11 protein-coding genes are annotated in these 12795 nt (G+C 73.7%); 5 read left to right on the forward strand and 6 right to left on the reverse strand.

The window, feature by feature from the left end:
• Positions 1-18: 18 nt before the first annotated feature.
• From AFM16_RS05950 to AFM16_RS05970, 5 genes are all read left to right on the forward strand, one after another.
• A complete protein-coding gene (locus AFM16_RS05950; RefSeq protein WP_051780441.1) occupies positions 19-864 on the forward strand; it encodes a class I SAM-dependent methyltransferase in 846 nt (281 codons plus the stop codon).
• Entirely contained in the window at positions 861-1817 is a 957-nt protein-coding gene (locus AFM16_RS05955; RefSeq protein WP_030786488.1) for a UbiA family prenyltransferase, read from the forward strand. The genes AFM16_RS05950 and AFM16_RS05955 overlap by 4 nt, the downstream gene beginning before the upstream one ends.
• A gap of 11 nt (positions 1818-1828) precedes the next feature.
• A complete protein-coding gene (locus AFM16_RS05960) occupies positions 1829-3130 on the forward strand; it encodes a nucleotide sugar dehydrogenase (protein WP_245177652.1) in 1302 nt (433 codons plus the stop codon).
• Positions 3130-4359 carry a benzoate/H(+) symporter BenE family transporter gene (locus tag AFM16_RS05965; RefSeq protein ID WP_078632674.1) on the forward strand — a complete coding sequence of 410 codons (1230 nt, stop codon included), beginning with the start codon at positions 3130-3132 and terminating at the stop codon, positions 4357-4359. The genes AFM16_RS05960 and AFM16_RS05965 overlap by 1 nt, the downstream gene beginning before the upstream one ends.
• A gap of 147 nt (positions 4360-4506) precedes the next feature.
• Entirely contained in the window at positions 4507-6816 is a 2310-nt protein-coding gene (locus AFM16_RS05970) for an ATP-binding protein (RefSeq protein ID WP_078632675.1), read from the forward strand.
• A 27-nt stretch (positions 6817-6843) separates the two neighbouring features.
• On the opposite strand, the gene sigJ is transcribed toward AFM16_RS05970, so the two are convergent.
• The 6 genes from sigJ to AFM16_RS06000 all read right to left on the reverse strand — a co-directional run bounded on the left by sigJ (position 6844) and on the right by AFM16_RS06000 (position 12756).
• Positions 6844-7764: an RNA polymerase sigma factor SigJ gene (gene sigJ, locus AFM16_RS05975; RefSeq protein ID WP_078632676.1), complete on the reverse strand. Its 921-nt coding sequence runs from the start codon at positions 7762-7764 to the stop codon at positions 6844-6846.
• Between the two features lie 32 nt (positions 7765-7796).
• A complete protein-coding gene (locus AFM16_RS05980; protein ID WP_078632677.1) occupies positions 7797-9524 on the reverse strand; it encodes an AMP-binding protein in 1728 nt (575 codons plus the stop codon).
• Positions 9521-10012, reverse strand: a complete 492-nt coding sequence (locus tag AFM16_RS05985; RefSeq protein WP_078632678.1) for an ester cyclase — start codon at positions 10010-10012, stop codon at positions 9521-9523. Before AFM16_RS05985 ends, AFM16_RS05980 begins: the two co-directional genes overlap by 4 nt.
• Before the next feature lie 69 nt (positions 10013-10081).
• On the reverse strand, positions 10082-11605 hold the full coding sequence (locus AFM16_RS05990) for a DHA2 family efflux MFS transporter permease subunit (protein ID WP_078632679.1): 1524 nt from the start codon (positions 11603-11605) through the stop codon (positions 10082-10084).
• A 124-nt stretch (positions 11606-11729) separates the two neighbouring features.
• The gene (locus AFM16_RS05995; protein ID WP_078632680.1) at positions 11730-12392 is read right to left on the reverse strand and encodes a mycothiol-dependent nitroreductase Rv2466c family protein; all 663 of its coding nucleotides are present in this window, start codon (positions 12390-12392) and stop codon (positions 11730-11732) included.
• Between the two features lie 13 nt (positions 12393-12405).
• Positions 12406-12756: a DoxX family protein gene (locus tag AFM16_RS06000; RefSeq protein WP_078632681.1), complete on the reverse strand. Its 351-nt coding sequence runs from the start codon at positions 12754-12756 to the stop codon at positions 12406-12408.
• Positions 12757-12795 lie beyond the last annotated feature (39 nt).

Genomic DNA, 12795 nt, shown 5'->3' on the forward strand with positions numbered 1-12795 from the left:
CAGTCCAGGGAGACCGTCATGACGAGCGCGCCCGCACAGCAGCATCCCGTTCCGCAGACGCCCGCCCGGCAGACCTACGTCTTCGACCCGGTGTGGGAGAAGGAGACGGAGCGGCTGCGCACCAACGAGGCGATCTGGGATCCGGGCACCCTGGAGCGGCTGGCCGCGCTGGGGGTGGGTCCGGGCTGGAATTGCCTGGAGATCGGGGCCGGTTCGGGTTCGGTGGCGCGCTGGCTCGCCGACCGGGTCGGGCCCACGGGCCGGGTGCTGGCCACCGACCTCCAGACCGACCGTCTCGGCGCGCTCGCCGAGCTGGAGCAGGTGGACGTGGTCCGGCACGATCTGCGGGAGGAGGAGCTGCCGGAGGCGGCCTTCGACCTCGTGCACTCCCGGATGGTGCTCCAGCATCTGCCCGACCGGGCGGCCGCGGTGGCCCGGATGGTGCGCGCGCTGCGGCCCGGCGGGGTGCTGTTCCTGGAGGACACCGACTCCTCCACGCTCTTCCGCTCCTTCCTGTCGGAGGACTTCCTCCAGGACGTGCGGGCGGCCGGCTACGGGCTGATGCGCGAGTCGGGCCACGATCCGCGCGGCGGGCACGTCGATCTCCGGCTGGTGCTGGAGGCGGGCCTGGAGGCGACGGCGGAGGGCCGGGCGGTGATGGTGCGCGGCGGCTCCGACCAGGCCCGGCACTACATGCTGTGGCTGGAGTTCATGCGGCCGCGGATCGTGGCCGCCGGGCTGCTGGACGACGCCCGGATCGACGCGGCGCTGGCCGAGATGGCCGATCCGGCCCACCACTGGCTGAGCCAGGTGCTGATCAGCACGGTCGGCCGCCGCCCCGGCGGGACGGAGCCGGGCCGATGACGGCGACGGCCCCGGCGCCGCCGCGCTCCGGGGTGCGGGAGCGGGCGGGCGCGTACGCGAAGCTGGCGAAGCTGTCCTTCTTCGACTACTACCTGTGCGTCCTGGTGGTCCTGGCGCTGCTGCCGACCGCCGCCTGGCGGGAGGCGTCCACCTGGTGGGTGCTGGTGCTGTTCGACCTCGGCTGGGTGGGGATCGTGGCGGCCACGGTCGCGCTGGACGACGTCACCGGGCTGCGGGACGGCAGCGACGCCCGCAACTACGATCCGGGCCAGACCCTGCGGGCCCGGGACCGCAAGCCGCTGCTCGACGGCCGGCTCACCCTGCGGCAGGCGCTGCGCTTCGGCTGGGGCTGTGCCGCCGGGGGCACCGCGCTGTGGGCGCTGACCGCGCTGATCGCCCCGCACCGGCCCTGGTGGGCGCTGGCGGCGGCGGCCTTCTCGGTGGTCATCAGCGTGCAGTACTCCTACGGCCTCAAGCTCAGCTACCGGGGCGGCCAGGAGGCGGTCATCTGGCTGAGCACCGGCCTGTGCGTGCTGGTCCCCTTCGCCCTGCTGAACGGGGAGATGACCGGCGCGGCCTGGCTGGAGTGCTTCCTGTTCGGGCTGTGGAGCCTGATGGTGTCGGTCTACTCCAACATCAACGACGTGGACGGCGACCGGGCGGCCGGCCGCCGCAACCTGGCCACCAGCGTCTCCCCCGGCGTCTACCGGGGTTTCATCGCCGCGCTCTCGCTGGCCGAGACCGGCGCGATCGTCCTCGCGGCGGCGGCCGGGGCGGTGCCGTGGTGGTTCTGCGCGTTCCTGCTGCCCGTCGTCGGGATGCGCGCCCGGCAGGCGCACGCCGGGCTCGTCGCGGGTGAGGTGCTGTCGGCCCGCAGGCAAGGCGTCACCATCCACCGCTGGGGCGTCGTCCTCCTGGTCGCGGCGAACCTGCTTCTCGTGCACAACGGCTGAAAGGGCACACCATGTCCCAATCGATGAACGGCGGCACCCCGCGGCCCACCGGCCGCCGGGTGGCGGTGGTCGGCCAGGGGTACGTGGGCCTGCCGCTGGCCGTACGGGCGGTGGAGGCGGGCCACACGGTCGTGGGCTACGACGTGGACGCCGCCCGGATCTCCCGGCTGCGGGCCGGCGACTCCTATGTGGAGGACGTGGACGAGGGGCGGCTCGCCAAGGCGCTGGAGTCGGGCGCCTACCACCCCACGACCGACGCGGGCGCGCTCGCCGGCTTCGACGTGGCGGTGGTCACCGTACCCACGCCGCTGCTTGACGACGTACCGGATCTGACCTGCATCGAGGAGGCGGCGCTGACGCTGGCCGGGCATCTGCGGCCGGGCGCGCTGGTCGTCCTGGAGTCCACCACCTATCCGGGCACCACCGAGGACGTGTTCGGGGCGCTGCTGGAGAAGGAGAGCGGGCTGCGCCCCGGCGCGGACTTCCACCTCGGCTACAGCCCCGAGCGCATCGACCCCGGCAACCAGCGCTGGACCCTGGAGACCACCCCCAAGATCGTCTCCGGGGTGGACGCCGAGTCGCTGCGGCAGGTGGCGGAGTTCTACGGGACGGTGGTGGAGCGGACCGTGCCGGTGCGCGACCCGAAGACGGCGGAGCTGGCCAAACTCCTGGAGAACACCTACCGGCACGTCAACATCGCGCTGGTCAACGAGATGGCGGTGATCGCGCGCGAACTCGGCGTGGACGCCTGGGAGGCGATCGACGCGGCCTCGTCCAAGCCGTTCGGTTTCATGCCCTTCACCCCGGGTCCCGGGGTGGGCGGCCACTGCCTGCCGGTCGACCCGCGCTATCTGTCCTGGCGGGTGGAGCGCCAGTTGGGGCGCCGGTTCCGGTTCGTCGACCTCGCCAACGACGTCAACAGCCAGATGCCGCACTACGTGGTGCAGCGGCTCGTCGAGGCGCTCAACCAGCTCCAGCGGCCGGCGAACGGCTCGCGGGTGCTGCTGCTGGGCCTGGCGTACAAGCGCAACAGCGGGGACGCCCGGGAGTCGCCCGCGCTGCGGGTCGCGGAGCTGCTGCTGCGCACCGGCGCCCAGGTGCACGCGGTGGACCCGCACGTACGGGAGACCGCTCCGCTGGACGCGCGGGTGCGCCGGGTGGAGCTGACGGAGGAGGAGGTGGCCGCCGCGGACGCGGTGGTGCTGCTCACCGACCACGACGACTTCGACTACGACGTGGTGCTGCGCGGGGCGCGGCACGTGCTGGACTGCCGGCGGCGGCTGCGGCCCGCCGCCAACGTCGAGATCCTCTGATGGCGGAGGTCCTCGGCGGCCGGGCCCGGCGGGTGTGGCGGGACGCGTCCCTGTCGGCGGTCGTCGCGGGGGCCGTCGCGGTGGTGGTGTCCTTCGCGGGCCCGCTGACCGTCGTGGTGCAGGCCGCGCACGCCGGCGGTCTGGACGAGGCGCTGCTGTCCTCGTGGATCTGGGCGATCGCGGTGGGCAGCGGGGTGACCGGGCTGGTGCTGAGCCTGCGGTACCGGGTGCCGGTGGTGGCGGCCTGGTCGACGCCGGGCGCGGCGCTGCTGGTCACCCAGCTCGACGGGATGCCGTACGCCACGGCGGTCGGGGCGTATCTGGCGGCGGCCGCGCTCACCGTGCTGGTGGGGGTGACGGGCTGGTTCGAGGCGCTGATGCAGCGGATACCGGCCGCCGTCGTCTCCGCCGTGCTGACCGGGATCCTGCTGCGGTTCGGCCTGGAGGCGCTGCGGGCGCTGGAGGACGCGCCCGCAGTGGCCGGGGTGATGCTCGGCGGGTACGTGGTCCTCCAGCGGGTGGCGCCCCGGTACGCGATCGCGGCACCGCTCGCCGCGGCCGTCGCGGTGGCCGCCGGCACCGGCACGCTGTCGGTGGGCGGCGTCCGGCTGTCCCTGGCCGAGCCGGTGTTCACCGCGCCGGCCTGGCCGGGCCAGGCGCTGGTGAGCCTGACGCTGCCGCTGTTCCTGGTCACCATGTCCGCGCAGAACGCGCCCGGTGTGGGGGCGCTGCGGGAGGCGGGCTACGCGGTGCGCCCGGGTCCGCTGGTGCGGGACACCGGCGTGGCGTCCGCCGTCCTCGCCCCGTTCGGGGCGCACGCGCTCAATCTCGGGGCGATCACCGCGGCGATCTGCGCGGGTCCGGACGCCCACGAGGACCGCGACCGCCGCTATGTGGCCGGATTGAGCTGTGGGGCGCTGTACATCGCGGTGGGACTGTTCGGTACAACGGTCGCGGGGCTGTTCGCGGCGCTGCCGCCGGCCCTGATCGCGGCGGCCGCGGGCGTCGCCCTCCTCGGTGCCCTCGGCGGCAGTCTGGCGGGGGCGTTCACCGAGGCACGCGACCGGACCGCCGCGCTCGTCGCGTTTCTCACCACCGCCTCCGGCGTCACCCTGCTGGGACTCGGGGCGGCCTTCTGGGGACTTGTTTTCGGGATGGTCTGCCGGGCGGTCCTGCGGGAGACAAAGCAAAAGGCGAATTCGACCAAGGAACCCGTGCGTCACGAATAAGCCAAACAATTCGGCCGTTAACTGCCCCGCGAACCATGGCCGTATGCTTTGCCTTGCGGTTCACGCAAGGTAACGGACGGGGGATATCGTGCCGAGTACCAGAATTCAATCAGCCCGAAGCAAAACGTACGCACCCGGGAAATCCCAGTGACGGCCGGGGCGCTCGGCTCCGGCAGACTGTGCCCGCAACTGATCATCGACTCGCCGTCCCGTGCCCCCGGCCACCGCACCACGCTGGTGGGCCGCGACCTCGAGATCCTCACCCTCTCCGCCCAGCTCGGCCGGGAGGAGCACCGGCTGATCACGCTGACCGGCCCCGGCGGCGTCGGCAAGAGCCGGCTGGCCTGCGCGGCCGTCGCCGACGTGCCGATCGCCCGGGTCGCCTATCTCGACCTGCACGACACCGTCGGCGGCGACGGACTCGCCGAGTCCCTGGCGCCGCGGCTGCCCGACGAGCCGAGCCTGCTGGTCCTCGACGGATTCGAGCAGGCCGCCGACGCCACCGCCGACGCCGTCGACACCCTGCTCGGCCGCTTCCCGCGGCTGCGCGTCCTCACCGCCGGCCGGCGCCCGCTGCGCCTGTACGGGGAGCGGCTCTTCCCCGTACCGCCGCTGCCGACGCCGAACCCGCCGTACCGGCACGACGTCCTCGAACTCCAGGACCACGCCGCGGTGGAGCTGTTCGTGGACCGGGCCCGGGCGATCGACCCGTCGTTCGCGCTGACCGCGCAGAACGCGCAGGCGGTGGCCGAGATCTGCACCCGGATGGACGGGCTGCCGCTGGCGATCGAGCTGGTCGCCGAGAAGCTGCGGCTGTTCCGGGTGGACAGTCTGCTCACCCGGCTGCGCGAGGGCCGCCCGGTGCTCGGCGGCGACCACGCCGCCCGCTCGCCCCGCCACCGCAGCGTCCGCTCCATCACCGAGCACAGCTTCCGGCTGCTCGACGAGGAGCAGCGCGCCCTGCTCACCCGGCTCGCCGTTTTCACCGGCAGCATGAACCTCGCCACCGTCGAGGAGTTCTGGGAGCTGCCCACCCACCGCACGGAACAGGTGGTGGAGGCGCTGGTGGGCCACCATCTGCTGCGGGTGACCCCGGGCGGCGGGGAGCCGCGGTTCACGCTGTTCAACACCGTGCGCGAGTTCTGTCTGGAGCGGCTGACGGCGACCGGCGCGCTCCCGGAGGCCCGGCGCCGGCACGCGGAGCACTTCCTCGCCCTGGCCCTCCAGGCCGAGGACCGGCTGACCGGACCGCAGCAGGCCCAGTGGCTCCAGCGCCTAGCCCCGCTGCACGAGGACCTGCTGGCCGCGCTGACCCATCTGGAGGCGAGCGGGCGCCGGACGGACGCGGCGCGCGCCGCCCTCGCCCTGCACCGCTTCTGGATGGTGCGCGGCCATCTCTCCCTGGGCGAGCAGTGGCTGGCCAAGGCGTCGAACGCGTTCCTGGCCGTCCCCGGGCACGCGGAGCGGGCCGCGCGGGCCGAGGCGGCGCGCGGCCAGTTCGCGGTGGTCCGGGGCGATCCGCGGCTCGCGGCGGACTGCTTCCGGCACGCGGCCCGCGGCTTCCACGACGCGGGCGACGCCGTGCACGAGCGGGCCGCGCTGGCCCGGCTCGCCGTCAGCCAGCAGCCGGCGGGCCCCTCGGCGGTCCGCAAGGCCGCGGTGCGCCTGCTGCACGCGGCGGTCGACGAGCGGGCCACCGTGGAGGCGGCGTACGCCGCGCTGGCGCTGGCCACCGGCAGCCGGCTCATCGACGCCAAGCTCGCCGCCGATCTGATGGAGGCGGCGAACGGCCTGTTCATGCGGGTCCGGGACGTCCGCGGCGAGGGGCTGGTGCTGGCCCTGCGCGGCGCGCTGGCCGACTCGCGCGGCGACCAGGCGCTCGCGGAGCGGCTGCTGTGGGAGAGTCTGCACCGGCTGCGGGCGGTCGGGGAGCACACCATGCTGCCCACCGTCCTGGAGGGGCACGCGCTGCACGTGTGGCGGCGGCTGCCGCACCAGGGGCACCGGGTGGCCCGGCTGCTGGCCGCCGCGGCCGCCCTGCGGGAGGCCACCGGCGCCCATCCGCTGCTGGTCCCGGGGGACGCGGCGGTCGCGCTGCGCGAGGTCCGCCGGCTGCTGTCCGGTCCGGAGTACGAGGCGGCCCGGCGCGAGGGCCGGGTGCTGTCCGCCGACGCGGCGGCCGGCGAGGCGCTCGCCGTCGGCCCGCCCGCGGCCGAGCCCGTCTCGGCGGTGTCCCGGCCGGTGCAGCTCACGGCGCGCCAGTACGAGGTGGCGATGCTGGTCAGCCAGGGCCTGACGAACCGTCAGATATCGCAGCAGCTACGGCTGTCGGAGTGGACCGTGGTCAATCACGTCCGTCAGGTGATGCGCCGCCTGGACGTGCCCTCCCGCATCCATGTCGCCCAGTGGGTCCTCAACCGCCAGCGCCGCAACGGCGTGGGTACGGCGGTGGAGTGACCCGCGCCGCCCGTCGCCCCGCCCCGCTCAGCGTCCGGCCGGCACCCGCCCCAGCTTCTCGGGGTTGCGCACCGCGCGCACGGCCGTGACCCGGGGCGGGGCGCCGGGCGCGGCGGGCTCGGCGACGTCCACGACGACGACCGCGAACACCCCGGCCGGGGTGGCCAGGACGGCGGCCGGGCTGCCGTCGTACTGTTCGTGCAGCCGCACCACCAGCCCCTGCGGGTAGCGGCCCGCCGTGGACGCGAAGTACGCGGCGATCGCGTCGGCGCCGTGCAGCGGGACGCGCGGGGTCTCCGCGTGGCCGTTGCCGTCCGCCCACATCGTCACGTCGGGGGCCAGCACCGCCATCAGCGCCTCCACGTCGCCGGAGAGACAGGCGGCCAGGAAGCGTTCGGTGATCTCGCGGGCCTGCCGGCGGTCCGGCTCGAAGCGCCGCCTGCGCAGCCGCACATGGCGCCGGGCCCGGCTGCCGAGCTGCCGTACGGCCTGCTCGGTGCGGTCGACGGCCTCGGCGACCTCGGGGAAGCTGAAGCCGAACACCTCGTGCAGCACGAAGACCGCGCGCTCCAGCGGCGACAGGGTCTCCATCATCACCAGGACCGCCATGCTCAGTGACTCGCCGAGCAGCGAGGACTCCAGCGCGACGTCGGAGGAGACCAGCAGCGGTTCGGGCAGCCAGGGCCCCACGTACTCCTCGCGGCGGGCCCGGCTGCGGCGCATCTGGTCGATGGCGGTACGGGTGACGGCCCGCACCAGATAGCCGCGCGGATCGGCCACGGCGTCCCGGTCGACGCGCCGCCAGCGCAGCCAGGTCTCCTGGACGACGTCCTCGGCGTCGGCCACCGTGCCGAGCATGCGGTACGAGATACCGAACATGAGCTGCCGGTGCTGTTCGAACGGATCCGAGATCCCGGACCGCTCGGAGACGGCTGTCGCCTCGGCCATGACTCCTCGTTCCCTCGGTTCACCCGGTTCCCTCAGGGTCGGCGCTCGTCGCGATCGCCCGCCAACTGCCCTGCCGAGTCTACAATCATGGCCTTCAGCCGCTCGTACCGAATCTTGCCGTTCTCGTTGCGCGGCAGCTCCGGGGACACCTCCAGGAGCCGGGTCGGCAGATACCAGGGCGTCATGCCGCGTTCGACGAGGATGCCCACCAGTTCCGCCAGGGTCGGGCAGCGGTCCCCGTCGGCGACCACCACGGCGCACGAGCTCTCGTGCCCCGGCTCGTCCTCGTAGCCGACGAGCACCACCTCGCGCACCCCGGGGTGGCGCAGGATCTCCTGCTCGACCTCGGTCACCGGGATCATGAAGGTGGCGCCGACCCGCCGGCTGGCCCGGCCCGCGAACCGGATGCCGCCCCGGCCGTCCTCGCGGACCAGGTCGCCGGTGTCGAGCCAGCCGTCGTCGTGCCGCCACGTCTCGTGGAAGGGCTCCCCGGAGCCGGGCCGCCAGAACCCCACGGCGACCGAGGCGCCCCGCACCAGCAGCCGGTGCACGCCGTCGTCGTCGGGGCCCGGCAGCAGCCGCATCTCCAGACCAGACATCGGCGAGCCGTCGCTCTTGGCGGCCCAGTCGCAGGGGTCGTCCTCGCGGGTTCGGAACCCCATGCCCGCCTCGGTCATCCCCCAGCAGGCGCGCACCGGCACCTTCAGCTCGTCGTGGATCGCCCGGGCGAGGTCCGCGCGCACCGGGGCGGCACCGCTCATGACGAACCGCAGCGAGGGCAGCGAGCGGGGGCGCTGGCGCTGCTCCTCCAGGAGCTGCTGCACGAAGGAGGGGGCCAGGAAGGTCTGGGTGACCGAGGCCGCCGACAGCAGCTCCAGATACCGTTCCGGCGCCCATACGTCCTGGTAGGCGCCGGTGCCGCCGGCCAGGATCGGCCCCCAGACGCAGTACAGCAGGCCCGCGGGGCCGGTGATGGGGTGCGGGGTGCTGAACACCTCGCGCACCGCCCAGCCCCGCTCGACCGTGCTCGCCCCGGCCCCGGTGCCGGCGTACAGGGTGTTCTCGGTGTGCAGGACCGCCTTGCGTTCCCCGGTGGTGCCGGAGGTGAACAGCAGCATGCAGACCCGGTCGAGGGCCGCCCCGGACGGCAGCCGCGGCAGCGCGGTGCGCTCCTCGTGCGGGGTGCGCAGGAAGTGCTCCCGGAAGTCGACCGCCCACGGCGGCACCCGCTCGCCGTGGACGACGGCGTGCCGCAGCCAGGGCAGCCGGGCGGAGATCTCCTCCAGCGCGGCCACACAGTCGTAGCCCTCCCAGGTGTCCACGACGACGCACACCTGGGCGCGGGCCGCCCGCAGGATCCGCTCCAGCTCCAGGGCGCGCAGCGTGGGCAGCAGCGGGACCGCGATCGCGCCGGTCCAGCAGCAGGCGAGGGTGAGGGCCGCCACCTCCCACCAGTTGGGCAACTGGAACGCCACCCGGTCGCCGCGCCGCACCCCGAGCGAGGTCAGCGCGGCCGTGAACCGGCGGACGTGGAAGGCCAGTTCGGCGTAGCGGACGGTGGTGCTGCGGCCGTCCTGCGCGCTGTAGACGACGATCGCCGGGTCGTCGGGGCGCTCGGCGGCGACCCGCAGCAGATCGTGCAGGACGGAGGTGTCCCGCCACCAGCCGCGCTCACGGAACCGCTCGGCGACGTCCCCCGGCACCCGCAGCCCGGCGGCGCCCTCCATGGACCAGGGGCCCTCGACGAGCGGCTGTGTCACGGCCGGTTCCCCTCCTCGGCGGCCGCCGGCGCGGCGACGATCTCGGGCGCCGGGTCGACGGCGTCGGTCACGTACGGCACACCCCAGGCGTCCTTCTGGAGGAAGTGCAGGCTCAGGGTGCTCACCGCGGCGACCTGTTCGACGATCCGGCCGCCCTCGATGCGTACGGTGTGCTGCTCGATGCTCGATCCGCGCTCACCGGTCGGCTCGTGGCCGAAATACGTGCCGGTGTTGTGCCAGTGCAGCGCGAACCGGAAGGCGGCGCGGGTGCCGTCGGCGCTGGAGAACTCGTCGTGCAGGACGGCCCGGATACCCGGGTGGGCGTGATGGATCTCCTGGCAGAATTTCAGCAGGAATTCCACGCCGGTCACACCCCAGGCGGTGGGCGCGTAGAGAGTGACGTCCGGTGCGTACAACTTCTCCAGCGCGGCCCAGTCCTGCTCTCCGAGCGCGGTGATGTAACGCTGGACGACTGTCTTCTCGGACATGGGAATTACTCCTCGGGAACGATGTGCGGAGGGGGCGAAAATGCGTCGGTCCGGGAATCCGGTGGAGGGCTAGTCGGCCGCCCGGGCCACGTCCGCCCCGGCGAGCGGCTCCACGGGCGTCTCCGGTTCCGGTCGCGGGGGTGCCGGCGGCAGGAGCAGGGCGACGGCCGCGGCGACGACGGCCACGGCGACCGTCAGGAACAGCCCGTAGCGCACGGCGTCGGTGAGGCCCTCGGCGTACGCCGCGTCCGTGAGCCGGCCCGCCTGCTGCCGCACCTCCTCCGGTACGCCCTCGGCGGCCAGCCGGTTCTGGAGCAGCGCGCCGACCGCCGCCGCGCCGACGACCGCGCCGATCTGGCGGAACGTGGTGAACATGCCGGAGGCGACACCGGTGAGCCGCGGCGGGATCTCCTGCATGGCGAGGGTGCTGGTGGGCGCGAAGACCAGGCCCATGCCGACGCCGAACACGATCTGGCCGGGGATGATCGCCCACACGCTGGAGTCCGCCTGGGCCATGACCGCGGTGAGGGCGATTCCCGCGCCGAACACCAGCAGACCGGGGACGAGGAGCTTGCGGCCGCCCAGCCTGCCGACCGCGTTGCCGGCCACGGGCGCCACGAACAGCGACACCAGCGGTCCCGGGACGAGCGCGAGACCGGCCTCGCCCGCGGAGAGCCCGAGGACGGACTGGAGGTAGAGGGTGAGCGGCAGCAGCACGCCGATGGAGCCGAAGAGCAGCATCGCCCCGAGGGTCGCGGACACGGTGAAGCCGCGGCTGCGGAACAGCTCGAACGGCACCAGCGGACGCCGGTCCTGACGGGCGCGCTGGTGCAGGGCGAACAGCCCGAGGAACGCCACGCCGAGCGCCAGGACCAGGGGGATGCTGAGGAACGACTCGATCGTGCCCCAGTCGTAGCGCTCGCCCTCGATCAGCCCGTACACGATGAGGCTGAGGCCGGCCGTGGACAGGACGGCGCCGGTCAGGTCCAGCGAGGTCCGCTGTCCCGTGCGGACGTCGGGCACCACGACGAGGGCGCCCACCAGGGCGGCCGCGCCGATCGGGACGTTGATGAAGAAGATCCAGCGCCAGTCCAGTCCGGAGACCAGCGCGCCGCCGACGGTGGGGCCCGCGACGGTGGCGAGACCCGCGACCGCGGACCACACGCCGAAGGCCGCGCCGCGCCGCTCCGCCGGGAAGACGGCGCTGATCAGCGCCAGGGTCTGCGGCATCATCACCGCCGCGCCGAGGCCCTGGACGGCCCGGGCCGCGATCATCTGCCCCGGCGTGTCCACGAACCCGCACACCGCCGAGGCCACGGTGAACACCGCGAGCCCGGCGGTGAAGGTCCGCTGGGCGCCGAACCGGTCGCCGAGCCGCCCGGAGAGCAGCAGCAGCGCGGCGAAGACCAGCATGTAGGCGTTGGCGAACCACAGGATGTCGTCCAGCGAGGCGCCGAGGCCCTCGGCCATCTCGGGAATGGCGATCGTGACGATCGTCGTGTCCAGCAGTGTCATGAAGAAGCTCGCGCAGAGGACCGCCAGCACCAGCCAGGGGTTGTGCCGCCGCGCCTGCGGTGATGGTTCCGCGCTCATCCCGTCGCCTCTCGTTCGTCGTCGTGAGCCCTGCGAAGCAGCGCCTCCACCAGGACCGACGCAGCGGACCCCGGAAACGTGACATGGGTCCGGGGGGAACCCCGAGAACCCTGTCCGGGGGCCGTCACTCGAAGACCGGGCCGCCCGCGCGGGTGCGTTTCAGTTCCGCGAAGGACGGGACCGACGCGGCGAGCAGAACCGCGTCCCAGAGGCGGGCGGCCTCCTCGCCCCTCGGGACGGGGGTGACGACGGGGCCGTTGAAGCCGCGCTGCGCCCCCGTGGCGTCCGGGACCGCGAGCACCGGGCTGCCCGCCTCCTCGCCCACCGCCGCCTGGGAGCGGGCGTGGGAGGCGCGGACCTCGGTGTCGTAGGTGTCCTTGTCGGCGTACTGGACGAGGTCGGCCGGGAGGCCCGCCGCCGTCAGGGCCGCCTCGATGGTCTCCAGGGTGGGGCTCGGGGTGCCGCCGTCCCGGTGGAAGCGGGTGCCGAGTTCCGTGTAGAGGCGGGCGACCGCGTCGCCGTCGTACCGCTGCTGCGCCGCGACGATCACCCGGACCGGGCGCAGGCCCTTGGGTCCCACCAGGTCGTGGAACTCCTCCGGGATGTGGTCGAGCCGGCCCTCGTTCAGGATGGCCAGGCTCATGACATGCCAGCGGATGGTGAGGTCGCGCGAGCGTGCCGCCTCCAGCAGCCAGCGGGAGGTCATCCAGGTCCACGCGCACAGCGGGTCGAACCAGAAGTCGACGGGGGTCGGGGAAGCCGAGGGGGACGTCGTCGTGTCGGACATGGGTTCTCCTTCCTCAGACCGTCGCGACGCCGAGCACCAGCGCGGCCGCCCCGACCACGATCAGTACGGCCGGCATCGGCAGACCCGCCGTGTCCTTGGCGCGCAGGTGGGTGATGACGGCGCCGATGAAGTAGGCGACGATCCCGATGCCGGCGGCGATGCCCAGCGGCCGGTAGAAGATGCCGGCGATCAGACCGAGCGCGGCGGCGATCTCCAGGGCGGACAGCCGCGGGAACCAGCTGTCGGGTACGCCGATCTTGTGCATCCCGTCGGTGATCTTCTCGTCCCGGACGAGCTTGGCTCTGCCGGAGCCGATGAGCACGACGGCGAGCAGGCTCGCGACGACGACGTAGGCGATGAACACGGGGAACTCCTTGAGCGGTTCGAAAGGGGTTGCGGGAAA

The sequence above is a fragment of the Streptomyces antibioticus genome, assembly GCF_002019855.1.
In the GTDB taxonomy this organism is placed as follows: Bacteria; Actinomycetota; Actinomycetes; order Streptomycetales; family Streptomycetaceae; genus Streptomyces; species Streptomyces antibioticus_B.